Raw genomic sequence first — 24,643 nt, 5'->3', positions numbered from 1 at the left:
TGCTGCCAGGATGGGTGTATGGGTTCCAGGATCTCGGCGCGGATCGGCGCCATCAGTGAATCGGCGACGCTGGCGGTGGACAGCAAGGCGAAGGCGCTCAAGGCGGCCGGGCGCCCGGTGATCGGGTTCGGCGCCGGCGAGCCGGACTTCCCGACGCCGGACTACATCGTCGAGGCGGCGGTCGCGGCCGCCAGGGACCCGAAGAACCACCGGTACAGCCCGGCCGGCGGCCTGCCGGAGCTCAAGCAGGCGATCGCGGACAAGACCAAGCGCGACTCCGGATACGAGATCGAGGCCTCCCAGGTCCTGGTCACGAACGGCGGCAAGCACGCGGTGTACAACGCGTTCGCGACGCTGCTCGACCCGGGCGACGAGGTGCTGCTGCCGGCGCCGTACTGGACGACGTACCCGGAGGCGATCCGGCTGGCCGGCGGCGTACCGGTCGAGGTGCTCGCCGATGAGTCGCAGAACTACTGCGTCACGGTCGAGCAGCTCGAGGCGGCCCGGACCCCGCGGACGAAGGCGCTGCTGTTCTGCTCGCCGTCGAACCCGACCGGCGCCGTCGACAGCCCGGAGGCCGTCGAGGCGATCGGCCGCTGGGCGCTCGAGCACGACCTGTGGGTGATCACCGACGAGATCTACGAGCACCTGACGTACGGCGACACCCGCGCGACGTCGATCCCGGTCGCCGTACCGGAGCTGGCGGACAAGACCGTCGTACTGAACGGCGTCGCGAAGACGTACGCGATGACCGGCTGGCGGGTCGGATGGCTGATCGGGCCGAAGGACGTCGTCAAGGCCGCGACCAACCTGCAGTCGCACCAGACCTCGAACGTCTGCAACATCGCCCAGCAGGCCGCGCTCGCGGCCGTGTCCGGCGACCTGACCGCGGTCGACGAGATGAAGGTCGCATTCGACCGGCGGCGCCGGACCATGGTCCGGATGCTCAACGAGATCCCCGGCATCGAGTGCCCCGAGCCGACCGGCGCGTTCTACGCGTACCCGTCGGTCAAGGGCGTCCTCGGCAAGGAGATCGCCGGCCGGACGCCCACGTCGTCGGCGGAGCTCGCGGACCTGATCCTGGACGAGGTGGAGGTCGCGGTCGTGCCGGGCGAGGCGTTCGGCGCACCGGGGTACCTGCGCCTGTCGTACGCCCTCGGCGACGACGACCTCGCCGAAGGACTCACCCGGATCGCCAAGCTGCTGGGCTGAGATGTGCTCACCGATTTCTCTCTCGGCGCTGTGCATCGGTAACCTTCTGTGATGACGCAGCGGGATCTGCGGGTGCTGCCCAAGACGCACCTGCATCTGCACTTCTCCGGCTCGATGCGGCATCTGACGCTGGTCGAGCTGGCGGACAAGCACGGTGTCCGGCTGCCGGACGCGCTGCGCACCGACTGGCCGCCGCAGCTGTCGGCGGCCGACGAGCGCGGCTGGTTCCGGTTCCAGCGGCTGTACGACATCGCGCGCTCGGTGCTGCGCACGGAGGACGACGTACGCCGCCTGGTCCGCGAGGCGGCCGAGGACGACCGGGCCGACGGCTCGCGGTGGCTGGAGATCCAGGTCGACCCGTCCGGGTACGCGAGCCGCTTCCACGGCATCACCGAGTTCACCGACCTGGTCCTGGACGCCGCCCGGGACGCGTCGGCGTCGACCGGTATCGACGTCCAGGTGATCATCGCCGCGAACCGCACCCGGCACCCGCTGGACGCCCGTACGCTGGCCCGTCTGGCGACGCAGTACATCGGCCGCGGCGTGGTCGGCTTCGGCCTGTCGAACGACGAGCGCCGCGGCACGACGTCCGAGTTCGAGCCGGCCTTCCGGATCGCCCGCAACGCCGGCCTGCTGGCGGCCCCGCACGGCGGCGAACTCTGCGGCCCGGCCACCGTCCGCACCTGCCTCGACGAACTCGGCGCCGGCCGGATCGGCCACGGCGTGCGCTCGGTCGAGGACCCCGACCTGCTCAAACGGCTCGTCGACGCCCAGATCGCCCTCGAGGTCTGCCCCGCCTCGAACGTCTCCCTAGGCGTCTACCGCCGCCCCGAAGACGTCCCCCTCCGCCACCTCTACGAAGCCGGCGCCCGCATCGCCCTCGGCGCCGACGACCCCCTCCTCTTCGGCTCCCGCCTCGCCGAACAGTACGAAACCGCCCGCACCGTCCACGCCTTCACCGACCCCGAGCTCGCCGACCTGGCCCGCTCCTCCGTCCTCGCCTCCACCGCCCCACCCGAAACCCAAGACTCCCTCCTGACCGAAATAGACGAATGGCTGGGCGCCCCGGCAGCGGTGCCGGTCTGACGACCTACCTGGCGCGACACGGCCAGACCGAGTGGAACGTCGCCGGCCGCCGCCAGGGCCGCCTCGACTCGCCGCTCACCGCCCTCGGCCTCGAGCAGGCCCGCCGAAATGGCCGACTCCTGACCCGCGAGAACATCGACGCCGCCTTCACCAGCCCGCTCGGTCGCGCGCATCGACGACGGCGAGGTCCGCGTCGGGCGAGCGGTTGCTGAGATCGAGGAGAGCGGCGTACGGCGGCCGTTGCTCGTCTCGCACGAGATGATCGGCCGGATGCTGCTGCGACGGCTCGGCGTACCCGACGCCCTCGGGACCCGGCAACCGTCAGACGTGGTGTATCGCGTCCAGCCGGGCGGTGTGGCGGAGCGGCTGACGTGGTCCGGTTGAGTGCTGGGTGAGTTCCGGTTCAGGTCATTGTGAGGGCGCAGGTGCGGGCATAACTTTGCGTACATGACGCCGACGAAGATTCTGCTGCCAGAGGACGAGCTGCCGACGCGTTGGTACAACGTTCTTCACGACCTGCCGACGCCTCCGCCGCCGGTGCTGCACCCGGGGACGGGCCAGCCGATCGGGCCCGACGACCTTGCCCCGCTGTTCCCGATGGACCTGATCCTGCAAGAGGTCTCCCAGGAGCAGTACGTCGACATTCCCGGCGAGGTGCTCGACGTCTACCGCCTGTGGCGGCCCAGCCCGCTCTACCGCGCGCACCGACTGGAGAAGGCCCTCGACACCCCGGCGCACATCTACTACAAGTACGAAGGCGTCTCACCGGCCGGATCGCACAAGCCGAACACAGCAGTCCCCCAGGCGTACTACAACGCCAAGTCCGGCGTCCGGAAGCTCACCACCGAGACCGGCGCGGGCCAGTGGGGTACGGCGCTCGCGTTCGCCTGCGCGCAGTTCGGGCTGGACTGCGAGGTCTGGCAGGTGCGCGCGTCGTACGACCAGAAGCCGTACCGGCGGACGATGATGCAGGTCTTCGGCGCGACCGTGCACCCGAGCCCGTCCGAGCTGACCGAGGCCGGGCGGAAGATCCTCGCCGCCGACCCGGAGTCCCCCGGCTCGCTCGGCATCGCGATCAGCGAGGCGGTCGAGGCCGCGGTCCAGGATCCCGAGGTGCACTACGCGCTCGGCTCGGTGCTGAACCACGTCCTCCTGCACCAGACAATCATCGGCGAGGAGGCATTGATCCAGCTCGCGATGGTCGGCGAGACCCCGGACCTGATTGTCGGCTGCACCGGCGGCGGGTCGAACTTCGGCGGCCTGGCGTTCCCGTTCCTGCGGGAGAAGTGGGCCGGCCGGATGTCCCCGGTGCTGCGCGCCGTCGAGCCGGCCGCCTGCCCGTCGCTGACCCAGGGCACCTACGCGTACGACTTCGGCGACACGATCGGGATGACGCCGCTGATGAAGATGCACACGCTCGGCCACGACTTCGTCCCGGACCCGATCCACGCCGGCGGCCTGCGGTACCACGGCATGAGCCCGCTGATCAGCCACCTCTACGAGACCGGCGAAATCGAAGCCGTCGCCAAGCCACAGTCCGAGTGCTTCGCCGCCGGCGTCCAGTTCGCCCGTACCGAAGGCATCGTCCCGGCCCCCGAGCCCACCCACGCCCTCGCCGCCGCCGTCGAGGAAGCCCTGCTTTGCAAGGAGTCCGGCGAGGAAAAGGTCATCCTCACCGCCCTCTGCGGCCACGGCCACCTCGACCTTGCCGCGTACGACGCCTACCTGTCCAACTCGATCGTCGACCGCACCTGGGAAGACGCCGACATCCAATCCGCCGTCGCCGCCGCCCTCACAAAGCTGCCCGCCCTCAGCTGACCGCCCGCGATCTCCTGCTGGTAGGTGGTCAGCGGCCCCCGCGCTTCCACCAAGGCTTGGGCCGCTTGGCCACCGCGGCCAGCCAGTCCTCCGGGATCGCCCACCCACGCCCGCTCAACGCGTCGAAGTACTCCGCCTTCAGACTGTCCGGCAGCCAGTACGTCGCCCGCTCCTGCCCGGTCACCTCGAAGTACGTCGTCCGCTGCCGACGACTCCACACCGTCGCCTGGTGGGAGCTGTACGCGAGCCGGACGTAGTCCCACCGCGCCTGCTCGTCCTCCAGGTCGTACCCGCGCTCGACCACGCGCCCCTTCCCCACCGGTTCCCGCTCGATGTCGTCGATCAGCTGCTGCACGACCGCCCGGTCATCGGTCAACTCCGCCGGCATCCGCAGCCCCACCGGATCCAGCACCACGGCCCCCAACCGCTCCCGCGCCATCTCGAGGAAGACCTCGAGCAGCGCGAAGCCTTCCTCCACCCGCCCGAACCGCGCCAGCTCGGCGTGCAACGTGGTTACCGCTTCCTCAGGCACCCGCCAACTCTAGCCACAGGCCCGCGACCCGAGGGGCTTCCCCTATCTGCCCCGCGATGCCCCGTCCCGAACACGCTCCGCAAGCGTCAACACGACCGCGACCCACCACCAAACCAACAACCCCGCCCACGATCTCCACATCAGATCGCCCAGAAACCCCTTTTTTCCCTGGGATTCGGGGCATCTCGGGGCATACCGGGGCAGATCATCCACAACGCCCGTTTTCCTGGTCGCAGAGGGTGTTCGGCGCCTTACAGTTACCGCCATGCCAGAGCCCAACGACTTGTTACGGGCAGCGCGCGAGCGCACTCCGTCACTCCGCGCACCGGGCGAACACCTGTCCCGCGGCGAACTCGCCGACGCCATCTGCAGCTGGCTGTGGGAGACGACCGACGTCAGGTACGAACTCGACGGCCACTACATCGCCAAGCTCGAACGCGGCGCCGTTCGCTGGCCGGGCGCGGCGTACCGTTCCGGCCTCCGGCACGTCCTTCGTGTTGCCGCCGACAACGAACTGGGCTTCTTCCCACCGGCCGGTGTCTCGACGTTCGAACCCGAGCAGACGCCGCCGTCGATGCTCGGTCACGACGACGAGGTGGTCAACGCGGGCGACGAGTCGATCACCCTGTTGTCGTACGCCGAGGAGTCCAACGTCGGCGAGCTCACCGTCGAGCAGCTTCAGGCCGACATCGAGCGGATCGCCCAGTCGTACCTCCGCACGCCGACCCGGCACCTGTTCGCCAAGAGCCGGGCGATCCGCGACCGGACGTTCACGCTGCTGGCCGGCAACCAGTCGCCCCGCCAGTCCCGCGACCTGTACTCGGCCGCCGGCTGGGCGATCACGCTGCTCGCCTGGATGTCGGTCGATCTCGGGCGGCCCGACATCGCCGAGAGCCACACCCGGACGGCGTGGGCGTGTGCCGAGGCAGCGGACCACGACGTACTCCGGGGCTGGATCCGCGCGACCCAGCACACCGCGGCCTTCTGGCAGGACGATTTCGCCCGGGCCGCCGAGTACGCCCAGGACGGTCTGCGCTACGCGGCCGGTACGGCGCGGCTGTTCCTCGCCAGTGCGGCGTCCGTCGACCTCGCGCGTGCGGACCGCCCGGACAAGGCCCGCGAGCTCCTCAACATCGCCCAGACGCTGAACGTCCGTACGGCGGAGTCCGAGCCCGGCGGTGTCCTGCTGTGTACGCCGGAGCGCGCCGAAGGTTTCTGGGCGGACACCTATCTCGCCCTCGGGGAGGCCCAGCGCACCGCGAACCACGCCGACCACAGCGTCGCCCAGTTCGAGCTGGCGCCGTACGCGCTGCGCAACCTCGGCTCCGAACGCATGGCCCGTCTCCAGCAGGCGAAGGCCCGCCTCCTCCTGGGCGAGCTCGACGGCGCAGTGGAGGCAGCCGAGCCGGTTCTGCAACTGCCGCCGGAGTACCGGGTCCGTCCCTTGCTCCAGCGACTCGCGGAGGTGGCAGTCCTCACCGGGCCGTACGCACGCAGCCCGAAGGGGCGCCTGCTGCGGGACCGGATCGTGGAGTTCACCCAGCAGCCGGGACTTCCCGGCCGCCCGGCGACCGCTCGGCAAGACGACCTGGAACTACGTACGAGAGGGAACCAGAGATGAGCGACGACGTACGGGATCACTGGAGCTCGCACCCGAACTGGCGTCCCGGGCGGTCCTTCTACACCTGGCACGTCATCTTCCCCGACGACCCGGCGCTGCTCGGCCTGCAGGCGGCGTACCAGCAGTCGCTCCGATCGCTCACTGGAATCTCTCTGGTCCCGGCAGAGCTCTTGCACCTGACGATGCAAGGGATCGGTTTCGCCGATCGTGTTCCGGAGTCCGACCTCGAACTGATCGTCACGGCCACCCGCCGCCGGCTCGACCACGTCCAGCCTTTCGAGATCGGCATCGAGCCGGCCATCGTCGACGCCGAAAGCCTGCAACTGCCGGTCACACCGGCGAATCGGCTACGCCGGCTCCAGGCTCACCTTCGCTCGTCGATCAACGACATCTGGGGAACCGACTCGGTTCCGCAACTACCTGAGCTCCAGCCCCACATCTCGTTGGGCTACTGGAACAAACCGGCTCCTGCCGGGCCTATCCGACGGCATATGGACGCGGCCGGCGGCGAGATTGCCGCGACCCAACTGACCGACGTCAGCTTGCTCGAGCTCCGTCAAGAAGACCAGCGGTACGTCTGGACCGTTCGAGCCACTGTGCCACTCGGCCTCAGAGCCCGAGCAGGCGACACAGGAGCCCAGTCATGAGCACGTCCTCTCCACCTCCGTTGTCCGGAGACAGCGCGGCCTTGGTCATCCGCGCCCTGCTCGACTTCCGCAGCCTGTGGACAACCCACGACCTCGTCTCCACCACCGGCGTAGAGGCCTCCGAGGTCCGAGCAGTAATCGCCCAACTCGACCAGGAATCCCTCGCCGACCGCCAAGCCCCCGGCGTCGTCTCCGTCCCCAGCTGGCTCCCGCTGCTGCGGCGCTGGAACCAGGACTTCCGCTTCAACCGCCAGACCAGCCTGACCTATTGGCGCAGCAGGAACCGCTCGCAGGATCTGCTGGACCGCATCCCCGCCACGGAGGTGCGCCATGCGGTCACCGGCGCACTGGCCGCACAGCGCTGGGCGCCGGAGACCCCAGCCGGACCGCCTGTCATCTACACACCGGACGTGCACCTCGCGGCCACCGAGTGGGACCTCATCCCATCCAGGAAGAGGACCATCGTCATCGCCGAGACTCCGACCGGCCTCGTCTACACCCGCACCCGCAAGACCGAGACGGGGCTCCGGCTCGCAGCACCGTCGCAGGTCCTCGCGGACCTGCTCACCGGGGCCGCCAAGACCCGGAGCGCCGCGGAACCCTTGATCCGCTGGATGCTCGAGCACGAGCTCGACTGGCGCTATTAGTACGCGCGGATCGAGACCACGTGGGCTCTGGGGGTGCCGTTGGTTTTGTGGGTGGTTAGGCGGAGGTGGGTGGCTTGGGTGGGGGTTGGGAGGGGGTGGTGTTGGGTGCGGTGGTGGTTGTCGGTGATGTGGGCTATCGGTTGGTAGGGGCCGGGGCCGTTGCGAACCTCCAGGGTGTACGCGGCTAGGAGGGTCGGGAGGGACTCGAAGGGGGTACGGTGGTGGTGGAGGTTGATCAGGTCCTCTTGGACGTCGGCGTCGAGGATCACCACGATTCCGGAGAGTTCGACCGGTTCGGGCCAGGTGAGTTCGAGCCAGGGGGTGGGGTCCCAGGCCAGGTCTTCGGAGGACCACAGGTTCGGGCCGCCGTACGGGCGGGCGTAGCCGCCCAGGACCTTTTCGGGCGCGTACGCCGTGGTGTCGCCGAGGCGGAGGCACAGGCCGGTGCGCGGGAGGATGTGCTTCCAGGCGCGGAACTGTTCGGTCCACTGCTCGTCCGGGGCGGGGTCGCGGTGCGCGAAGTGCACGGTGCCGGGAAGGGCGGTCGCCGCAGTGTGGACGGAGACGTCCGGCGTTTTCCGGAATACTACGAAAGCGTTCGACGGCTGGGCCGGGCGCCAGGTCAGCGGGATCCGGATCCAGCGTTTCTCGCCGGCCGGGAGGTCGACGGTGCAGGAGTCGACGAGCCGGGCGGGCAGGTAGTTCTGCGGTTTCACCGGGTCGTGCAGTTCGACGGTGAGTGAGCCGCCGTTCGAGTCGACGAGCAGTTCGAAACCGTCCAGCGCCGGGTCGACCGGGAGCACCATGCCGACGTCGGTGGTCAGCGGCAGCGTGCCGGACGAGACCTCGAGCGCCGGTCTGGTGAGCGTGGACGACGCGGTGACGGTGGCGGACAGCGCGAGGTTCGCCGGGTCGTCGTCGATGACGCCGAGGACCGACGCGTCGGCGCGGGTCAGCGCGGTCCGCAGCAGACCGAACCGGTCGTGCGCCAGCTCGCGCGGCGTCAGACCGTTGCGTAGGGCAACGGCTGCGCCGATCCCGGCGGCCTCGCCGAGTACGGCGCAGGTCGCCATCACCCGCGTGGTCCCGAACGCGACGTGGCTCGCGCTGATGTTCCGCCCAGCCATCCACAGGTTCCGCACGTTCCGCGAGTACAGCGACCGCAACGGGATGTGGTACGCGCCGTCCGAGAACCAGTGCTTCGAGCCGCGCTCCGACGCGTACACGCCGCCGGCCGGGTGCAGGTCGATCGACCAGCCGCCGAACGCGACCCGGTCGTCGAACTCACGCTGTTCGAGAACGTCATGCTGGGTCAGCACATGATCGCCGAGAAAACGCCGGTACTCGCGTTTTCCGGGCACCGATCCGATCCACTCGAGGGTCAGGTTGCCGGCGTCGAAATTGCCGCTGTTCTTGATGTAGTCCCAGATCCCGTACACCACGGCCTGCAGCTCGTCCCGGATCGCCTCGTTGTCGTCGACGACGTCCAGTTCGCCGCCCCACTCGATCCACCAGAACGCGCAGCCGTTCAGGTCGGTCCGGATCACCCGGCGTTCCGGAATCGCCGTTTCCGTCACGTCCTTCGCGAACGACGGCGGTACGAACCGCACCGGCTCGCCCGCGTCCTTCGAGTAGAACAGGATCGTGCTGCCGAGCGTGTTCGAGTCCGGTACGTCGGGAGCCCACGACTCGTCGTACTCCGATCGCGGCTCGCGCCCGGTGCGGAACTCGGCGCCGGCGAGCAGACCGACCAGCCCGTCGCCGGAGCAGTCCACGAACACCGGGCTGACGAACCGGATCTCCTTCTCGGACCCCAGCTGCCAGCCGGTCACCGACCGGATCTCGTCGTCCTCGGCCTCGACCGAACGTACGTCGGTGTTCAGGAACAGCGTGATGCGCGGTTCCGCCCGAACCGCTTCCAGCAGCACGAGATCCCAGTAGTACGGGTTTCCGAGCGGGTTGCGGAACTGGTTCTCGACGAACAGCTCGCCCATGATGCCGGTCTCCCGCGCGAAGCTCTGGGTGCCGTGCGCGGTCGCCCCGCACACCCACACCCGCACCTCGCTGGACGAGTTGCCGCCGAGCACCGGCCGGTTCTGGACCAGCGCCACGGTGCTGCCCTGCCGCGCGGCGCCGATCGCCGCGCAGATCCCGGCGAGCCCGCCGCCGACGACGGTCAGATCGGACTGGACCTCGAGCTGCTGCATGCACAAACCTTTCAGGAGTCTGGTTGGACGAAGACGTCCGGGTGCACGACCGGTTGTCCCAGGCCGTTCGGGTGGTTGGCGGTGAGGTGGTCCGGCACGCGCTGCGCCACCAGCACGAACAGCAGCCCGGCGGTCAGTACGTCGCTCGCCCGCCCGGCGAAGAACTCGGTCCACGCGGTGCCGTTCAGCGTCCCGGTGTCCAGGACAACGTCGGTGACCCGCCCGATCGGCGAGTCGACGACGCCGGTGATCGCGACCGTCAGCGCGCCCTCGGCCTTCGCCCGCTGGACGAACGCCAGCGTGGTCGGGTCCAGCCCGGAGCGGCTCACGGTCAGCGCGACATCGCCCTCGCCGAGCAGCCCGGCGCCGATCTGCGACGAGCTCGGGCCGTCGAAGAACCACACCGGGATGCCGATCCGGAGCAGCCGGATGTACAGCTCGCGGGCCGGGATCGCGTCGCCCCACTCGCCGTAGATGTGGGTACGGCGGGCGCCCGCGATCGCGTCCGCGACCCGGGTCGCGGCGGCCAGGTCGATCGCGGCCAGCGCGTTCCGGAGCGCGTTCGCCTGGGTGGACGCCAGTACGTTGAGCACCTGCTCGGGCGGGTCGGCCGGGCCGATCGCGAGCCCGATGTCGCTGGCCCACCCCGCCTCCAGGCCGCGCCCGACCTCCATCGCGAGCGCGGCCCGGAGCGCGGGATAACCGGCGTACCCGAGGTGGGTGGACAGCCGGGTCACGGTCGCGGCCGAGGTCTGCGCGGCCTCGGCCAGCTTGGTGATCGAGCCGCGCGCGACGTCGTCCGGGTTCGCCAGGATGTGTTCGGCGACCCGCTGCATCGCCCCGTGCAGCTCGGGCAGGGCCCGCTTGACCAGCTGCAACGGACTAGGACTACCGGCTCTCTCCATGTCTGCCATCCCGTAATCGTCACGTATAGACGAACTGCGCACTCGCCACACCATCGGTGTCGCTGACCACCCGCACCCAGTGCGCGCTGAATCCCGGCGGGAACACATGCGTCCGGAGCTGCCCCGGTTCGACTGTCAGCGTCTCCACCGCACCGAACCGCCCGTGCCCGTGGAAGTCGATCTCCACCGTGATCCGCAAAGGCTCCGAGCCGAAGTTCTCCAGGTGCAGACACTTCCCGTCGAAGCCGGTCATCAGGTACGGATCGGACGGAACGCCGGCCGCAACCGCCGTCTCCCACCACGGCCCGCCCCACCCGGCCGGCTTCCCGAAGCTCCACAGGTCGTCGGTCTTCCCGAACCACAACCCCGACTGAGGCTCGGCCGTCGTCGGGTTCAGACCATGGCTCGGCGACGCGTTGTCCGCTCCCGCCACCAACATCCCGCGCCACGAGCAGAAGTCGCCGTTCAGGTCGAAGAGCTGCGTGCATTCGTACGTCGTGACGTCGAGCTCGAACAGCTCCCCCTCCATCGCGAGTACGTAGACGTGGGTGTCCGGCTTCGTCAGGTGCCGCGACGTACCGCAGACCCGGAGCGGCAGCAGCTCCGGGATCGTGACGATCTTGTGGTCCGCGGTGATCACGTGCGGCCCGAGCACCAGCCGCGAGGTCGGGAAGTGCACGAACCGGTTCGTGTACGTCCCGTCCACGCCGAGCGTCTCCGCGACGACTTCCATCGACAGGTCCGCGTCGATCCGGCGCAGGCTGACGCCGGCGCCCGACGAGGCCTTGTGGGAGTTGTAGTTCTGGACGTAGAGCTTCCCGTTCCACGGCATCAGCGAACCGATGCCGAGCTCGCTGCGCGGCGGGCCGAAGTCGCCTACCTGGGCAAGATGCGGAAAGACGCCGGAGACATTCATTTGATTCCTGTATGGGTCATGGCGGCGATGAACCGCCGTTGCAGGACGACGAACACGAGCAGTACCGGCACGATCGAGATCACCGAGGCGGCCATCGTCAGTCCCGGCGCGATCTGACCCTGCTCGTCGACGAAGTTGGTCAGGCTGAGCGGCAGCGTGTACCGGTCCGGGTTGCTGATCAGCACCAGCGGCGTCTCGTAGTCGTTCCAGGACCAGACGAACGCGAGGATGCCGAGCGCACTCATCACCGGTGTTGCCAACGGCAAGTAGATCCGGGTGAACACCCGCCACTCGTTCGCGCCGTCCATCCGGGCCGCCTCGGCGAACTCGGCCGGCTGGCTGACGAAGAACTGCCGCATCAGGAAGGTACCGAGCACGGTGAACATTCCGGGCAGGATCAGCGCCCACAACGTGTCGTACAACCCGAGCTTCTGGAAGTAGATAAACCGCGGCACCAGCAGCAGCTGCGCCGGGATGATCGCGGTCGCCAGATACAGCAGGAACAGCTTGTCCCGCCCCTTGAACGACATCCGCGCGAACGCGTAGCCCGCCATCGTCGCGGTGATCAGCTCGCCCGCGACCCGCAGTACGGCGACGAAGACCGAGCGGCCGAACGCCGGGAGTACCGAGGTCGCCCCGGTCAGCACCGTGGTGAAGTTGTCCCACTGGAACGGATGCGGGATCCACTGCATCGGGATCTTGTACGCGTCCACGTCCGGCTTGAGCGCGGTCGAGATCATCCACGCGAACGGCGCCAGGAACGCCAGCGCCAGGATCCACAGCGGGATCCCCCACCACCACTTCTTACTCATTGAGGGCCCTTCCTCGCTGCGCCCGCCAGGTCAACAAGGTCAGTACGAGTACGCCGACGAAGGTCACCAGGCCGATCGCCGACGCGTAGCCGAACCGGTAGAACTGGAAGCCGGTCTGGTACATGTAGTACGAGATCGTGGTGGTCGCGTCGCCCGGACCGCCCGCGGTGATCAGTGCGATCAGGCCGAATCCCTGGGACGCCCCGATGATCAGCGTGACCAGCAGGAAGATCGTTGTCGGTAGCAACGACGGCCAGGTAATCACGCGGAACTTCGCCCACGCCGACGCGCCGTCGATGTCGGCCGCCTCGTACAGCTGCCGTGGTGCGTCCTGCAGCGCGGACAGGTAGATCAGCGAGCAGTACCCGACGCCGCCCCAGATCGCCATCACGATCAGCGCCGGCAGCGCCCAGTGCGAGGACGCGAACCAGCCCGGCCGGATCCCGAACACGTCCAGCACCTGGTTGACCAGGCCTGCCTTCGGGTTCATCAGCATCAGCCAGGTCATGCCGACCGCGACCAGGTTCACGATGTACGGCAGGAAGAAGATCGCCCGCAGTACGGCGCGACCCGGAAGCGGCCGGTTCAGCGCGATCCCGAGACCGAGGCCGAGGATCACCGTCAGCGGGACGGACACCACGACGTACACCAAGGTCAGCCCGATCGCGTGCCAGAACCCGGGGTCCCGGGCGATCGCGACGAAGTTGTCGAGGCCGTTGAACGTGATCCCGCCGAGGCCGGAGACCAGGTTCCAGTCGGTGAACGCGAGTACGACGACGCTGATCAGCGGGATCAAGGTGAACGCGACGACGCCGAGCAGGTTCGGGGCGATGAACAGGAACCCTGTCCAACCGGACGGGCGGATCCCGCGACCCCTTTCGGACAGTGTTTTCGTACCGGCCGTGACCAGCGTGGCGGTGGCCATCAGGGCCTCCTCTCGTTCCGGGCGATCGCGGCGTCGGCGAGCCGCCGTACCTCACGGATCGCGGCGCCCGGGTCCTTCTCGCCGAGCCACCACAGGTCGCGCTGCTGCTTGACCGCGAGCGTGATCTCCGGGAACCCGGTCAGCCGGGTGTCGGTCGCGAGCTTCGGGTCCGACGTCAGCACGACCCGGCGGAAGGAGTCCAGGTCGAAGTACTTCTCAGGTTCCTTGCCGAGCATCCCGGACACGATCTGGTCGTCGGTGACGTTGCCGAGCGCAGGCATCTTGCCGCCCTTGAGCATCGGCGTCGCGCCCTCGGTCAGCCAGAACTTCACGAACGCCCAGGCCGCCTCGAACTTCGGCGACCTCGGGTTGATCATGATGAAGTTGCTGAACGAGCCGCCGTTCCAGTCCTTGCCGTCCACCGTCGGCGACGGCGCGAACGCGACCTTGAAGTCGTGCGGGTACTTCTTCGCGTCGTACAGGTACCGCAGGTTGAACGGCGCGGTCGACCAGAGGTGGAACTCCTCGCCGAGGAACGCGTTCTGCTGGTACGCGTCGAGGTGCCGGGACAGCACCTCGGTCCACGGGAACGCCGTACCGTCGGCGATCATCTCGCGGCCGAGCCGGAAGCCCTGCTCGAAGTGCGGGTCGCCGAAGTTCGAGCGGTCGCCGGCGTACCAGTAGTTCGGGCCGAGGGCGATCCGGGCGACGTCCGGCACCGTGTAGACGCCGACCGTCTTGTCCGTGGTCAGCTTGCGAGCGGTCGCGCGGAACTCGTCGATCGTCCACGCGTGCGGCAGTTCGACGCCCGCCTGCTCGCGGAGCTTCTCGTTGAACAGTACGAAGAACGGCTCACGTGCGGTGGCGAGCGCCTTCACCCGGCCGTTGTCGATGTACGACCGCGGCTTCTCGGTGTCCAGGAACACCTGGAGCTCCGGGTCCGCCTGCACCCGGTCGGTCAGGTCCGCCGCCAGCCCGGACCCGGCCCGCAGCGCCATCGCGCCCTGCGAGTAGGTGAAGTAGACGTCGATGTCGACACCACCCTGGAGCGCGGTGTCGAGCTTCAGGTTGCCGCGGTCGTCGTTCACGAACCGCGTGTACTCCACCTTGTACTGCGGAAACTTCTGCTGGAACGCCTTCACCACGTCGGCCGGACCGGACGCCGCCGGTACGCCGCCCCACACCTGCAACGCCCCCGACCGCCCGCCGTCAGCACCGGAACACCCCGGCACCACCGCGGCCGCCAGCCCCGCACCCACCCCGGCCAGAACCTCCCGCCGAGAAAATCTTTTGCGCCTCACAACTCACCTCCACCCAGATTGCGCAAAAGATTAGCCGCCCTGCGAGCCGCTGACCACCCCTGATGCAAATCTTTTTCAGGGACCGCGAACGACAGGAGGTGGTGCGGTCCAAGGGCTACTCGGCGGCCGATAGTGGCCCGTCAGCCGACTACCTCCTGTCGTTAAGCGCCTTGCGGACGGTCTCAACAACCCACGCCGGATCCCCGATCACCTGCTGATAGGTGAACCGCAGCACCAGCCACCCCGCGGCGACCAGGTCGTCGTACCGCCGGCAGTCGGCGGCGAACTTGGCTGCCGATCCATGAAACTCGTAGCCCTCGGCTTCGAGCGCGATCCGGGCCGTCCGGTGACCGAGATCCACACGGACGGAGATGCCACCGGCTGACACTACGACCTGCGGTTCGAAGCCCTCGACACCGGCGCTGATCAGCAGGCTCCGCAGCATCGACTCGAGAAAGCTGTCCGCCCCGGTGCAGGCTTCAGCCGCGACCCGCACCGCGTTCGGGCGGCCCGGGCCACGCATCGCCTGTGCGCCCGCTCGGAGTTCGTCCGCCGCCAGCCCGCCCTTGGCCAACGCGGCATCGGCGACCGCGAGAGCCTCGCCGAACGGGAGGATCCGGGAGCAGTCGAGCACGGTCCGGAGTGGGCAGGTCAGGCGAACAGCGCGTTCCGCCGGAGTCACTGCGGCCCAGTGCAGCTCGGCGGGTCTGCCCGGTCGAGGTCTCCGGTGCGCCGGGACGGTGACATGTGGCTTCTCCGGCCTCACGAGGAGTGGCAGTCCCCAGGCAGCTGCCGCACTGGTGTACGAGATGACGCCGTCGTAGGCGATCGCGGCGAGTCGGTCCGGCCCGAGAATCGACAGCCCGTATACGCCTCGGGAGAGTCGCTCGACCTCGCCCTGCTGCACGGCCGCCTTGAGAACTCCAGGCGAGACGACCCTCAGCAGCTCGGCGGCAGTCGCAACGCCGCCGAGCCGGGCCAGGATTTCGGCGACGTCGGGCATCCATCGATCTTGGGGGATCCGCCGGATTCGCGCTGAAAACTATCCACAGGGCCGCTAACGACAGGAGGTAGTCCCGTCGACCATGGCCTCGCACGCTCAGGCGACCGTCGTTGACCGACCCGGCCGGCACTACCTCCTGTCGCTAGAGCGAGCAGTTCACCAGGACCGGTTCGTTGACCAGGGTGATGTTGAAGGACTGCTGGACCTGGGTGCGGACGTGGGTGGCCAGGGTGAGGAGTTCCTTGGCGGTGGCTTGGCCTCGGTTGGTGAGGGCCAGGGTGTGCTTGCTGGAGACAGCCGCGTTGCCGATCGTGAAGCCCTTCGAGACGCCGGCGTGTTCGATCAGCCAGGCGGCGCTGGTCTTCACGCGGCCGTCGGGCTGCGGCCACTGCGGCGCGCCCGCGGGGACCTCGGCGGGGGTGTCGAGGATCGGGTTGGTGAAGAACGAGCCCGCGCTCCACGTGTCGTGGTCGGCCGGGTCCAGCACCATGCCCTTGCTGCGGCGCAGGCCGAGGACGGCCTCGCGGACCTCGGTCATCGGCGCCCGCGACCCCGGCTCCACGTCGAGCACCCGGGCCAGCTCGGCGTACCCGACGGGCGCCGACAGGTCGCCCAGCCGCAGCTGGAACGCGACCTCGAGTACGACGTACCGCGAAGGGTCCGCCTTGAACCGGGAGTTCCGGTATGCGAACCCGCAGTCCGCCGCGAAGATCGTCCGTACCTTGCCGTCGACGCGGTCCCAGACCCGCACCGACGCGACCGTCTCGGCGACCTCGTGCCCGTACGCGCCGACGTTCTGCACCGGCGTCGACCCGGCCAGCCCGGGGATCCCGGACATCGACTCGAGCCCGCTCCACTCCTCCGCGATCGCCCGCTGGACCACGCCGTCCCAGTCCTCGCCGGCCGCGACGTGCACCATCGCGCCGGAGCAGGCGTCCGCGTCGACCCGGATCCCGGCCGTCGCGACCTTCACCACGGTCCCGCGGAACCCGTCGTCCCCGATCAGCACGTTGCTTCCGCCGGACAGCAGCAGCACCGGTTCCCCGGCCGCGTCGGCGTCCCGGACCGCGGCGATCAGGTCCGCCTCGGTCGTGACCTCGACGAACTTGTCGGCCGGCCCGCCGATCCGCAGCGTGGTGTACTCGGCCAGCGGCACGTGTGTGTTCACCGGACCCGCACGACCGCCCTGGCGCGCCCGAGCACCTTCTCCTCGCCGGCGAGCGCGGTGATGTCGATCTCGGCGAGACCGTCCGCAACCTTGTCCACCTTCGCGGCGAACGTCACGGTCGCGCCCTTGTCGTCGTCCGGTACAACGACCGGCTTCGTGAACCGCACGCCGTACTCGACCAGGTCCGCCGGGTCCGCGATCCAGTCCGTGACGACGCGGACCGCGGACGCCATCGTGAGCATCCCGTGCGCGATCACGCCGGGCAGCCCGAGCGCGGCGGCCATCCGGTCGTTCCAGTGGATCGGGTTGAAGTCCCCGCTGGCCCCGGCGTACCGGACGAGGTCCTCGCGGCGCAGCGTGACCGTCAGCGGGGGCAGTTCCGTACCGACCTCGATCGTCATGCGTCCGCCCGGTTGTGCGAGAGGGTCGACGCCGACGTGGCGATCGGCTCGCCGTCGACGGTGGTCAGCGCGGTCTCGTACATGATCACCTCGACGGGACCGGCCTTGCGGACGGTGGTGATGGTGGCGGTCGCGGCGATCTCGTCGCCGGCCTTGATCGGGCGGGTGTAGCTGAACTTCTGCGCGCCGTGCACGATCCGGTCGAGCCGCAGGCCGAGCTCCTCGTCGTTCAGCAGTGCCTCGAGCGCGCGGCTGCCGATCACGAACGCGAACGTCGGCGGCGCGATCGCGTCATCGCCCCGGTACGCCGGGTTACCGTCACCGATCGCGTCGGCGAACTCCCGGATCTTCTCCCGGCCGACCTGGTAGGACTCGGCGGCCGCGTAGCTCCGGCCGACCATCGTGGCGTCGATCGTCATATCCGCAAACCTTACTGGCAGACTGTGGCGCGGGTTTCCGCCGCCTATGATTCCGGACGGAAGGTTGATCGTGACGGCTGTGGCGGCGCTGGCGGAGTATGCGCCTCGGTACCGGGTGGAGATCGGCGGGCCGGCGGGCTCCGACTGGCTGCGGGTGGACCGGATCCTGGAGCCCGGCGGCCCCGAGCTGACCGAGCTGCTCAAGCGCGACGACGAGGCCAGTTGCCACCGTACGGCGCATGCGAACGCGCTCAGCATGATGTCGTTCTACGCCGGGCGCGCGCCGGCGGTCGCGCTGCTGCTGTGGGCGCTGGAGGGGCACGTCCTGGACATCCGCCCGCGGAACCTGTGGGTCCGGCCGCACGACGGCCACGGGATCGCCGCCGTCGCGATCCGGTCGGCGGACTTCCTGCCGGGCGGGCTGGAGACGCTGTACGACGTCGTACTGCGACAGCATCTGCTCCCGCTGGCCGACGAGCTGCACCGGCGGACGCGGGCGGGGTTGCGGCAGGTGTACGGCGGGGTCGCGGCCGGGTGCGCGATGGGATTCTGCGCCGCGACGCGGGAGGAGGTGGCGCTGGAACCGGCGTACCTGCTCGAGCGCTGGCAGACGTTCGCGGCGAAGGCGCCCGGCGGGCTGGCTCACCTGGGTGACGTGGAGGTGGCGGCCGGGAAGCTCGTCTACCTCCGCAACACGTGCTGCCTCTACTACACGAGCGAGTCCGGCAACGGCACCCTCTGCGGCTCCTGCTGCCTCACCCCCAGACCCGAACGCCGGACCGCCTACGAAGCCGGCCGCCCAATCCTGAGCGTCTGAAACACACCAAAGCCGCTCCGAACATCCGGAGCGGCTTGTGGGAAAGACCTGGATCAGCGGGTCTCGCGGTGGCAGCCCACCACCCTGCTCTTCCCCGACCACAACACAAAGCCGCCCCGACCAGCGGAGCGGCTTGCAGGGAGACCTGAGATCAGCGGGTCTCGCGGTGGTCCGTGTGGTCGTTGCAGCGCGGGCAGTACTTCTTCAGCTCAAGACGATCCGGGTCGTTGCGCCGGTTCTTCTTGGTGATGTAGTTCCGCTCCTTGCACACCGTGCACGCCAGGGTGATCTTCGGGCGAATGTCGGTCGACTTGGCCACTGCTGCCTCTTCGGGTCATGAGTACGCAACTTGGGTGATCGCACTCTCGAGATACTGCGTCGGTAGCGGGGGCGGGAGTCGAACCCGCGACACCACGATTATGAGCCGTGTGCTCTAACCACCTGAGCTACCCCGCCGCATGAGTTCAGCATCCCGTCCGGAGATGGGATGCCGTTCTCAGAGCCCCTTTACGGAATCGAACCGTAGACCTTCTCCTTACCATGGAGACGCTCTGCCGACTGAGCTAAAGGGGCGGGCCGAGGAGAGAGATTACACGGTCTCCCGGCCCGATGTGAAATCGGGTCAGGAGCGCCTTGCAGGCCCCTCAGTCCGTCCCGGAAAGCATACCGGGTCCGCAGTAGTGCTTCTGACCATTTTCCGGATCCGATGTCGAGAACCCGGGACCCGCTTCGTCATCAGGGCAGGACCTACGAAAGGAACAACGATGTCCGAGACAGCGATGCCCCGGTCGTACCGGCCGCGGAGTGGGAGCGGGCCCGCGCCGAGCTGCTGGTTGCCGAGAAGGAGGCCACCCGCGCCGAGGACCGCCTGGCGGCCCAGCGCCGGCGGCTGCCGATGGTGGAGTTCGGCGAGTACACCTTCGCGGGACCGGACGGCCCGGTCACGCTCCGCGAGCTCTTCGGCGACCGCCGGCAGCTCGCGCTCTACCAGTTCATGAACGCCGGTCCGGACGCGTTCTGCGGCGGCTGCACGTACTTCACCAAGAACGTCACCAACCTCGCCGGCCTGGCCCGCAACGACATCGCGTGGGCGACGGTGTCCGACATGCCGCTCGACCAGATGGCCGGGTACTGGAAGGAGATGGGCTGGGAGCACGTCCCGTTCGCGTCCTCGGCCGGTACGACGTTCTCCGCGGACTGCGGCGCGGGCGGCGGGTTCCTGCTGAACCTGTTCTTCCGCGACGGCGACACCGTCTACCGGACGTACTCGACCGGCCAGCGCGGCGTCGACCGGCTGCTGTTCAGCACCCTCGTCAGCGACCTGGCTCCGTACGGCCGCCAGGAGGACTGGGAGGACTCCCCCGAAGGCTGGCCGCAGGAGCCGACGTACGGCTAAACCCAGACGCGACTGGGGTACGTCGAGCGCAGTGTCGGCAGGACCTCCGTGACGAAGGTCTCAACGGACTCCCGGTTCTCGTCCGCCGGGAGTCCGGGGACCTCCAGGGAAATCCCGGAGAGCTCGTGCCCGAAACTCTCCTGGTACCTGCCGAACTTGTCGATCACCTGTTCCGGCGACCCGACCAGCACCGACCCGCCCTCGAGGAACTCCTCCAGCGTCCGGAACGGCAGCTGGTTGTGCCGGGCGCCAGGCGAGTCCATGAACGCGTCGAAGATCGGCCGGTACCCGTCGACCGCCTGCTGCGAGGTCTTCTGCACGTACAGCCCGTTGAACCCGGCGCCGACCACGGCGTCCGCCGGGTCCCGCCCGTACGCCTCCCAGCGTTCCCGGTAGTGCCGGATCAGCCCGGCGTACTTCGCCAGCGGATGGAACCCGTTCGCGGAGAACAGCGGATCGCCCCACTTCGCGGCCAGCTCGGTCGACTCGGTGGACGACGCGGACCCGTGCCACAACGGGATCCCGTCCGCCCGGTACGGCCGCGGCTGCGTGGTCGCGTCCGTCAGTGCCGGGCGGTATTGCCCGGACCACGTGACGCCGGTCTCCCGCAGCAGCCGACGGAGCAGCTCGTACTTCTCCCGGTTGCGGTCCCACTGCCCGTCGAGCTCGTACCCGAACAGCGCGTTCTGGTCCGGGTCGTTGCCCTTCCCGATGATGAGGTCGAGCCGTCCGCCGGACAGCTGGTCGAGCGTCGCGTAGTCCTCGGCCACCCGCACCGGGTCCAGCAGGGACAGCACAGTCACCGTGGTCAGTAGCCGGATCCGCGACGTGACAGCGGCGATGTAGGACAGGACGACCGGCGGCGACGAGGAGATGAACCGCTGCGCGTGCCGCTCCCCGACGCCGTACCCGTCGAAGCCCAGCTCCTCGGCCCACTGCGCCTGCCGGACCACGTGCTGGAACCGCTCGGCCGGTGAGAGCTGGACACCGCTGATCGGGTCGGGCGAGTTGTCGATCAGCGTGTACGTACAGAACTTCATCTGACCTTCTTCTCACCGGCGGTCACCGGAAGCGCGAGCCGGTTCCCCGGCACCGGCGCCGGACAGGTCCCGTACGCCGTGAACGCGAACGGCAGGTTGATCGTCCGGTTGAAGTCGATCCGCACCGACCCGTCCGGGCGCACCGGCCCGGTCGTGACGAACCGCCACGGCGCGGTCTCCTCGCCGTTCGTCTTGTCGTGGAACGACACGTTCAGCCGGTCGTCGCCCGCGGACGTCGCGACCAGCTCGTACGCCGTACCGCCGAGCGCGACGTGCACCGTGCCGACGGCGGTGATGTGCTGCCGCAGGTCGTCGCGCGCGGTCGACACCTCCACCCGCTGCGCCTTCGAGTACGGGCTGAAGTACCCGGTGACGACCCACGCGTCGTCCAGCTCGTACGCCGGTACGCCGCTGAAGCCCTGTCGCGTGGCAGCGTGCGGGTCCCGTTGGCGGACGGCGTACCGGCCACCTCGGAGGACGAGTTCCGCGAGCCGATCGCCGTACTGCAGCCAGCTGAGCGAACCGGCTTCCGGGACGGTTGCGGACACCGTTCCGTGGACCGGCTCGCCGGCGAGGGTGAGCTCGCCGGCGGCCGCAGCGTACGCCTGCCCGGCGGCCCACCACCGTCCGGGCAGGCCGTCGATCGCCGTCGGTGCCGGCGGGAGCCAATCGAAGGCGACGATCGACAGCCAGCCGTAGTCGGTGTCCAGGTCGCGCTCGCGGGCGGCATGCCAGGTGTGCCAGTCCTGCTCCAGGTCGGAAACAACAGTCATGACGCTTTCCTCTGCTCGCGGTGGGCGACCTCGGACCGGACCAGCGGGATGACATGCCGGCCGAAGTCGATCGCGTCGTCGTAGATGTCGTAGCCGCGGGCCGAGAAGATCCGGATCCCGAGGTCGTAGTAGTCGAGCAGTGCCGCGGCGACTGTTTCCGGTGTTCCGACGAGTGCGGTGGAGTTTCCGCCGCCACCGGTCAGCCCGGTCGGTGCGGTCCAGAGCGCCCGGTCGTGCCGTTCGCCGGCCGCGACGGCCTTCAGCAGCCGCTGCGATCCGGCGTTCTCCGGCGTCTTCGAGCGTAGCCGGGTACTCGCCGGAACGCCGCCGGCCTGCGCCTGCTTGATCCGGCCGAGAATGTTCTCCGCCTTCTCCCAGGCGAGTTCCTCGGTCGGCGCGATGATCGGCCGGAACGCGATCTGGAGCGTCGGCCGGTCCGCCCGGCCCGCCGCGGCGGCTGCCGCGTCGATGGTCGCGAGCTGTTCGCGGGTCCCGGCCAGCGGTTCGCCCCAGAGCGCGAAGATGTCCGCCTCGGTGGCGCCGACGGCGTACGCGGCCGGGGACGATCCGCCGAAGGAGATCCGCGGTCGCGGCTGCTGCAGCGGCTTGATGTCGGCCAGGAAGTTCTCGAACCGGTAGTGCTTTCCGTCGAAGTCGAAGCGTTCGTCCGAGGTCCACGCCTGCTTGAGGATCTGGATGAACTCGCGGGTCCGTCCGTACCGGTCGTCCTTCGCCAGGTAGTCGCCCTCGGCCGCCTGGTCCGCGGTCGAGCCGCCGGTGATCACGTGCACCTCGAACCGGCCGTTGCTGAGGTGGTCCAGGGTCGCGAACGTTTTCGCGGTCAGCGTCGGGTAGGCGACGTTCGGCCGGTGCGCGACCACCAGGTTGATCCGCTCGGTCCGGCCGGCGACGTACGCCGCGACCTGGGCCGGGTCGGGCGAGCCGGAGTGGTAGGCGAACAGGATCCGGTCCCATCCGTTGTCCTCGTGGGCGCGGGCGAGCTTGGAGGTGTACTCCAGGTCGAGCGGGCCGCCGGTCCGCGGCGTGACCTCGCTGGCCGGGTTGGTGCCGGCGATGCCCAGGAACTCAACTGGCATGGCGTTCTTCCTTCCGTACGGTGGGGGCGAGCAGTCTGAGGAGGTCCCGCGCCACGGCGTCGTTCTGCCGGAAGCCGGGGCCGTTGAAGTGCGGGCGGGAGAATCCGGACGATCCGGCCGAGCCGGACACCGAGGGGCCGAGCAGGAACAGCGCCGGGTCCACCGATCCGTCGGCCCGGATCGCGCGCGACCGCGAGTCCGCCTTGAGCTGCCCACCGCCGAGGCTCGTGCCGTCGGACGCGAAGAGCTCGTCGGCAGCCAGTGCGCCGGAGTCCAGCAGGCCGCGCAGCAACGGATCAGCGGCCGCGAGTACGTCGGGACGCGGCAGCCGGGCCTCCACGAACGCGCGGGCACGGAGCTCACCCGCGACACCGGGGCTCCGGGCAACGAACTCGTCGTTGTCGATGGCAACATCCAGGTCGGGCCCGGCGAACCGGACGATCCCGGCGCGATGCAGCGCGAGCAGTTCCTCCAGCCGCCGCGGCGGCGGCCCGCTGGCCACGAACGAGAAGAACCCGTGCCACTCGCTCTCCACCTTCCGCACCCGCTCCTCGTCCGACAGCTGCCCGTCGGTGATCGCCCGCGACAACACGCTGTAGATGCTGAGCAGCGCGTTGAAGACAGCCAGATCCGCGGAGTAGGACGGATCCGCCCGCCGCAACAGATCACCCTCGATCAGCTCGACCAGGTACCGCTCAAACCCCTCCCGCCCCTCGAAGAACAACCCGCCCAACGGCCGATCCACCGCCCCCCGGACAAACCGATCCCCCGGATCCGGCACAGCCGAGCCAACCTGCCCAGCCCACCCACCTGCGCTGTCCCTCGGATCGAAACCGTTCTGGACTGTCACGGGCGTCCAGCTGTCCAGAGCCTCCGCAAACTCTTCCCAGGGCATGCGGACGCGTTCAGGGTGAGCGGTGAACAGCTGCTTGTAGTGGGCGTACGCCAACTCCTTCTCGATCAACGGCAGTACGTCGCGATCGAAGTCGAGCGGCCCGTCCCCCAGCGCCTCCTTCGTCAGGTACCGCGTCGGGACAGGCTTGGTGCCCGCGACCGTGTAGCCGAGCTTCGCGTGGTACGGGACGCCCCGCCGCGAGCCGACGTACAGGATCGGCTCGTCGCCGGACGGGCGGTATGTGAGCAGCCCGTCGCACTCGTCGTACCAGCCGCCGCGGCCCTCGGTGAGCAGCACCATCAGGTCGACGAACGCCTGACCGAACCCGCGCACGATCACCGGCGCCTGCGGCCACAGCCCGTCCAGGTCGACGTCCGCGGTGTACCCGGGCGGAACGTAGGTCAGCCCCGCGTCCGCGGCCTGTGCCGCCCAGGCCGCTTCGGATGCCGTCGGCAACCGATCCAGGTAGCCGAGGGCAAGGACCACCGCGTCGGCCGCGAGCTCGGTACCGGACTCGAGGATCACCCGCCGGTCCGCGGTGATCTCGACGGCCCGCTCCCGGTGCGTGCTGACGGTCGCGGGGAGGTCGCGGACGACGCGCTCCCACACCCACGCCAGGTACTCCGCCTGCACCAGCCGTGGCGGGAAGTCCATCGGCCCAGGCGGTTCCAGTCCGGCCTTCTCGAGGATCACCGCGCCCTCGCCGGCGACCCAGGTCGCGAGGTCCGGCCCCGGCACGATCGGCCCCTCGCACTCGACCGACTCGTCGGTGAAGATCGTGACGTCGGACGTCATCGAGTTCATCCACAGCAGCCGGGACTGCTCCCGCCGCCAGATCCGCCCGCCACCGACGGGGTACGGGTCGACGACGTGGAGGTGTACGTCGCGACCGCCGAGCAACTCGTCCGCGCTCGCCGCGAACCGTTCCAGCAACCCCACGGTCCGCGGCCCACCGCCCACGAACACGATGGTTGCCGGCGGCTCCTTCCAGGGACGCATCGCGGA

General features: G+C 69.2%; 25 protein-coding genes and 2 tRNA genes. 9 read left to right on the top strand and 18 right to left on the bottom strand.

The window, feature by feature from the left end:
• The first annotated feature begins 18 nt into the window (after positions 1–18).
• The 4 genes from ACFV9C_RS26485 (at position 19) to ACFV9C_RS26470 (ending at position 4,116) form a co-directional block, all read left to right on the top strand.
• On the top strand, positions 19–1,212 hold the full coding sequence (locus tag ACFV9C_RS26485; RefSeq protein ID WP_380197770.1) for a pyridoxal phosphate-dependent aminotransferase: 1,194 nt from the start codon (positions 19–21) through the stop codon (positions 1,210–1,212).
• A gap of 51 nt (positions 1,213–1,263) precedes the next feature.
• A complete protein-coding gene (locus tag ACFV9C_RS26480) occupies positions 1,264–2,298 on the top strand; it encodes an adenosine deaminase (RefSeq protein ID WP_380197768.1) in 1,035 nt (344 codons plus the stop codon).
• On the top strand, positions 2,265–2,510 hold the full coding sequence (locus ACFV9C_RS26475) for a histidine phosphatase family protein (protein ID WP_380197767.1): 246 nt from the start codon (positions 2,265–2,267) through the stop codon (positions 2,508–2,510). Before ACFV9C_RS26480 ends, ACFV9C_RS26475 begins: the two co-directional genes overlap by 34 nt.
• 235 nt (positions 2,511–2,745) lie before the next feature.
• A complete protein-coding gene (locus ACFV9C_RS26470; protein WP_380197766.1) occupies positions 2,746–4,116 on the top strand; it encodes a TrpB-like pyridoxal phosphate-dependent enzyme in 1,371 nt (456 codons plus the stop codon).
• A gap of 28 nt (positions 4,117–4,144) precedes the next feature.
• On the opposite strand, the gene ACFV9C_RS26465 is transcribed toward ACFV9C_RS26470, so the two are convergent.
• Positions 4,145–4,648 (bottom strand): hypothetical protein, encoded by a 504-nt coding sequence (locus ACFV9C_RS26465; RefSeq protein WP_380197764.1) that lies wholly within the window; start codon positions 4,646–4,648, stop codon positions 4,145–4,147.
• A gap of 265 nt (positions 4,649–4,913) precedes the next feature.
• On the opposite strand from ACFV9C_RS26465, the gene ACFV9C_RS26460 reads away from it, so the two are divergent.
• Genes ACFV9C_RS26460 through ACFV9C_RS26450 form a run of 3 tightly spaced genes read left to right on the top strand, consistent with a single transcriptional unit; the run spans position 4,914 to position 7,563 of the window.
• Positions 4,914–6,269: a hypothetical protein gene (locus ACFV9C_RS26460; protein ID WP_380197762.1), complete on the top strand. Its 1,356-nt coding sequence runs from the start codon at positions 4,914–4,916 to the stop codon at positions 6,267–6,269.
• Entirely contained in the window at positions 6,266–6,916 is a 651-nt protein-coding gene (locus ACFV9C_RS26455) for a 2'-5' RNA ligase family protein (protein ID WP_380197760.1), read from the top strand. The genes ACFV9C_RS26460 and ACFV9C_RS26455 overlap by 4 nt, the downstream gene beginning before the upstream one ends.
• Positions 6,913–7,563, top strand: coding sequence for a hypothetical protein (locus ACFV9C_RS26450; protein ID WP_380197758.1), 651 nt, complete (start codon positions 6,913–6,915; stop codon positions 7,561–7,563). The genes ACFV9C_RS26455 and ACFV9C_RS26450 overlap by 4 nt, the downstream gene beginning before the upstream one ends.
• On the opposite strand, the gene ACFV9C_RS26445 is transcribed toward ACFV9C_RS26450, so the two are convergent.
• The 10 genes from ACFV9C_RS26445 to ACFV9C_RS26400 form a co-directional block, all read right to left on the bottom strand.
• Positions 7,560–9,770, bottom strand: a complete 2,211-nt coding sequence (locus tag ACFV9C_RS26445) for an FAD-dependent oxidoreductase (RefSeq protein WP_380197756.1) — start codon at positions 9,768–9,770, stop codon at positions 7,560–7,562. The two genes, ACFV9C_RS26450 and ACFV9C_RS26445, sit on opposite strands and share 4 nt — an antisense overlap.
• Before the next feature lie 11 nt (positions 9,771–9,781).
• On the bottom strand, positions 9,782–10,684 hold the full coding sequence (locus ACFV9C_RS26440; RefSeq protein WP_380197754.1) for a MurR/RpiR family transcriptional regulator: 903 nt from the start codon (positions 10,682–10,684) through the stop codon (positions 9,782–9,784).
• Between the two features lie 10 nt (positions 10,685–10,694).
• Complete coding sequence (locus ACFV9C_RS26435) at positions 10,695–11,591, bottom strand: hypothetical protein (protein WP_380197751.1); 897 nt, start codon at positions 11,589–11,591, stop codon at positions 10,695–10,697.
• A complete protein-coding gene (locus tag ACFV9C_RS26430) occupies positions 11,588–12,403 on the bottom strand; it encodes a carbohydrate ABC transporter permease (RefSeq protein WP_380197749.1) in 816 nt (271 codons plus the stop codon). The genes ACFV9C_RS26435 and ACFV9C_RS26430 overlap by 4 nt, the downstream gene beginning before the upstream one ends.
• Positions 12,396–13,328: a carbohydrate ABC transporter permease gene (locus ACFV9C_RS26425; protein WP_380197747.1), complete on the bottom strand. Its 933-nt coding sequence runs from the start codon at positions 13,326–13,328 to the stop codon at positions 12,396–12,398. The genes ACFV9C_RS26430 and ACFV9C_RS26425 overlap by 8 nt, the downstream gene beginning before the upstream one ends.
• The gene (locus ACFV9C_RS26420) at positions 13,328–14,587 is read right to left on the bottom strand and encodes an ABC transporter substrate-binding protein (RefSeq protein ID WP_380197745.1); all 1,260 of its coding nucleotides are present in this window, start codon (positions 14,585–14,587) and stop codon (positions 13,328–13,330) included. Before ACFV9C_RS26420 ends, ACFV9C_RS26425 begins: the two co-directional genes overlap by 1 nt.
• Positions 14,588–14,777: 190 nt before the next feature.
• Positions 14,778–15,632, bottom strand: a complete 855-nt coding sequence (locus ACFV9C_RS26415; protein WP_380197744.1) for a DUF559 domain-containing protein — start codon at positions 15,630–15,632, stop codon at positions 14,778–14,780.
• 142 nt (positions 15,633–15,774) lie between these two features.
• A complete protein-coding gene (locus ACFV9C_RS26410) occupies positions 15,775–16,800 on the bottom strand; it encodes a UDP-N-acetylmuramate dehydrogenase (protein ID WP_380197742.1) in 1,026 nt (341 codons plus the stop codon).
• Positions 16,797–17,201: a MaoC family dehydratase gene (locus ACFV9C_RS26405; RefSeq protein ID WP_380197740.1), complete on the bottom strand. Its 405-nt coding sequence runs from the start codon at positions 17,199–17,201 to the stop codon at positions 16,797–16,799. The genes ACFV9C_RS26410 and ACFV9C_RS26405 overlap by 4 nt, the downstream gene beginning before the upstream one ends.
• The gene (locus ACFV9C_RS26400) at positions 17,198–17,620 is read right to left on the bottom strand and encodes a MaoC family dehydratase N-terminal domain-containing protein (RefSeq protein WP_380197739.1); all 423 of its coding nucleotides are present in this window, start codon (positions 17,618–17,620) and stop codon (positions 17,198–17,200) included. The genes ACFV9C_RS26405 and ACFV9C_RS26400 overlap by 4 nt, the downstream gene beginning before the upstream one ends.
• 70 nt (positions 17,621–17,690) lie before the next feature.
• On the opposite strand from ACFV9C_RS26400, the gene ACFV9C_RS26395 reads away from it, so the two are divergent.
• A complete protein-coding gene (locus ACFV9C_RS26395) occupies positions 17,691–18,437 on the top strand; it encodes a hypothetical protein (RefSeq protein ID WP_380197737.1) in 747 nt (248 codons plus the stop codon).
• 151 nt (positions 18,438–18,588) lie between these two features.
• Here ACFV9C_RS26395 and rpmG read toward each other — a convergent pair whose 3' ends face one another.
• The 3 genes from rpmG to ACFV9C_RS26380 form a co-directional block, all read right to left on the bottom strand.
• Entirely contained in the window at positions 18,589–18,756 is a 168-nt protein-coding gene (rpmG, locus tag ACFV9C_RS26390) for a 50S ribosomal protein L33 (protein WP_344191538.1), read from the bottom strand.
• Positions 18,757–18,819: 63 nt separating this feature from the next.
• Positions 18,820–18,893: transfer RNA gene (locus ACFV9C_RS26385), tRNA-Met, on the bottom strand.
• Between the two features lie 44 nt (positions 18,894–18,937).
• Positions 18,938–19,010, bottom strand: a tRNA-Thr gene (locus tag ACFV9C_RS26380).
• A 133-nt stretch (positions 19,011–19,143) separates the two neighbouring features.
• Between ACFV9C_RS26380 and ACFV9C_RS26375 the strand changes: the two genes are divergently transcribed.
• Positions 19,144–19,833: a DUF899 family protein gene (locus tag ACFV9C_RS26375; protein WP_380197734.1), complete on the top strand. Its 690-nt coding sequence runs from the start codon at positions 19,144–19,146 to the stop codon at positions 19,831–19,833.
• Here ACFV9C_RS26375 and ACFV9C_RS26370 read toward each other — a convergent pair.
• The 4 genes from ACFV9C_RS26370 to ACFV9C_RS26355 are packed head-to-tail and all read right to left on the bottom strand — an operon-like array spanning position 19,830 to position 24,637.
• Positions 19,830–20,873, bottom strand: a complete 1,044-nt coding sequence (locus tag ACFV9C_RS26370) for an LLM class flavin-dependent oxidoreductase (RefSeq protein WP_380197732.1) — start codon at positions 20,871–20,873, stop codon at positions 19,830–19,832. The two genes, ACFV9C_RS26375 and ACFV9C_RS26370, sit on opposite strands and share 4 nt — an antisense overlap.
• Complete coding sequence (locus tag ACFV9C_RS26365) at positions 20,870–21,646, bottom strand: DUF1684 domain-containing protein (protein ID WP_380197730.1); 777 nt, start codon at positions 21,644–21,646, stop codon at positions 20,870–20,872. Before ACFV9C_RS26365 ends, ACFV9C_RS26370 begins: the two co-directional genes overlap by 4 nt.
• Positions 21,643–22,743 (bottom strand): LLM class flavin-dependent oxidoreductase, encoded by a 1,101-nt coding sequence (locus tag ACFV9C_RS26360; RefSeq protein ID WP_380197728.1) that lies wholly within the window; start codon positions 22,741–22,743, stop codon positions 21,643–21,645. The genes ACFV9C_RS26365 and ACFV9C_RS26360 overlap by 4 nt, the downstream gene beginning before the upstream one ends.
• Positions 22,733–24,637 carry an FAD/NAD(P)-binding protein gene (locus ACFV9C_RS26355; RefSeq protein ID WP_380197727.1) on the bottom strand — a complete coding sequence of 635 codons (1,905 nt, stop codon included), beginning with the start codon at positions 24,635–24,637 and terminating at the stop codon, positions 22,733–22,735. Before ACFV9C_RS26355 ends, ACFV9C_RS26360 begins: the two co-directional genes overlap by 11 nt.
• Between the last annotated feature and the right edge of the window lie 6 nt (positions 24,638–24,643).

This window comes from Kribbella sp. NPDC059898, from assembly GCF_042730855.1.
Taxonomy (GTDB): domain Bacteria; phylum Actinomycetota; class Actinomycetes; order Propionibacteriales; family Kribbellaceae; genus Kribbella.
The sequence above is the reverse complement of the archived record's forward strand: the minus strand, read 5'-3'. Positions and strand labels throughout refer to the sequence as shown.

Excerpts from the sequence above, each read along its gene's own strand:
- ACFV9C_RS26485 (WP_380197770.1), top strand. The coding sequence starts at position 19 with ATGGGTTCCAGGATCTCGGCGCGGATCGGCGCCATCAGTGAATCGGCG.
- ACFV9C_RS26480 (WP_380197768.1), top strand. The coding sequence starts at position 1,264 with ATGACGCAGCGGGATCTGCGGGTGCTGCCCAAGACGCACCTGCATCTG.
- ACFV9C_RS26475 (WP_380197767.1), top strand. The coding sequence starts at position 2,265 with ATGGCTGGGCGCCCCGGCAGCGGTGCCGGTCTGACGACCTACCTGGCG.
- ACFV9C_RS26470 (WP_380197766.1), top strand. The coding sequence starts at position 2,746 with ATGACGCCGACGAAGATTCTGCTGCCAGAGGACGAGCTGCCGACGCGT.
- ACFV9C_RS26460 (WP_380197762.1), top strand. The coding sequence starts at position 4,914 with ATGCCAGAGCCCAACGACTTGTTACGGGCAGCGCGCGAGCGCACTCCG.
- ACFV9C_RS26455 (WP_380197760.1), top strand. The coding sequence starts at position 6,266 with ATGAGCGACGACGTACGGGATCACTGGAGCTCGCACCCGAACTGGCGT.
- ACFV9C_RS26450 (WP_380197758.1), top strand. The coding sequence starts at position 6,913 with ATGAGCACGTCCTCTCCACCTCCGTTGTCCGGAGACAGCGCGGCCTTG.
- ACFV9C_RS26445 (WP_380197756.1), bottom strand. The coding sequence starts at position 9,770 with ATGCAGCAGCTCGAGGTCCAGTCCGATCTGACCGTCGTCGGCGGCGGG.
- ACFV9C_RS26440 (WP_380197754.1), bottom strand. The coding sequence starts at position 10,684 with ATGGCAGACATGGAGAGAGCCGGTAGTCCTAGTCCGTTGCAGCTGGTC.
- ACFV9C_RS26435 (WP_380197751.1), bottom strand. The coding sequence starts at position 11,591 with ATGAATGTCTCCGGCGTCTTTCCGCATCTTGCCCAGGTAGGCGACTTC.
- ACFV9C_RS26430 (WP_380197749.1), bottom strand. The coding sequence starts at position 12,403 with ATGAGTAAGAAGTGGTGGTGGGGGATCCCGCTGTGGATCCTGGCGCTG.
- ACFV9C_RS26425 (WP_380197747.1), bottom strand. The coding sequence starts at position 13,328 with ATGGCCACCGCCACGCTGGTCACGGCCGGTACGAAAACACTGTCCGAA.
- ACFV9C_RS26415 (WP_380197744.1), bottom strand. The coding sequence starts at position 15,632 with ATGCCCGACGTCGCCGAAATCCTGGCCCGGCTCGGCGGCGTTGCGACT.
- ACFV9C_RS26405 (WP_380197740.1), bottom strand. The coding sequence starts at position 17,201 with ATGACGATCGAGGTCGGTACGGAACTGCCCCCGCTGACGGTCACGCTG.
- ACFV9C_RS26400 (WP_380197739.1), bottom strand. The coding sequence starts at position 17,620 with ATGACGATCGACGCCACGATGGTCGGCCGGAGCTACGCGGCCGCCGAG.
- ACFV9C_RS26375 (WP_380197734.1), top strand. The coding sequence starts at position 19,144 with ATGTCGAGAACCCGGGACCCGCTTCGTCATCAGGGCAGGACCTACGAA.
- ACFV9C_RS26370 (WP_380197732.1), bottom strand. The coding sequence starts at position 20,873 with ATGAAGTTCTGTACGTACACGCTGATCGACAACTCGCCCGACCCGATC.
- ACFV9C_RS26365 (WP_380197730.1), bottom strand. The coding sequence starts at position 21,646 with ATGACTGTTGTTTCCGACCTGGAGCAGGACTGGCACACCTGGCATGCC.
- ACFV9C_RS26360 (WP_380197728.1), bottom strand. The coding sequence starts at position 22,743 with ATGCCAGTTGAGTTCCTGGGCATCGCCGGCACCAACCCGGCCAGCGAG.
- ACFV9C_RS26355 (WP_380197727.1), bottom strand. The coding sequence starts at position 24,637 with ATGCGTCCCTGGAAGGAGCCGCCGGCAACCATCGTGTTCGTGGGCGGT.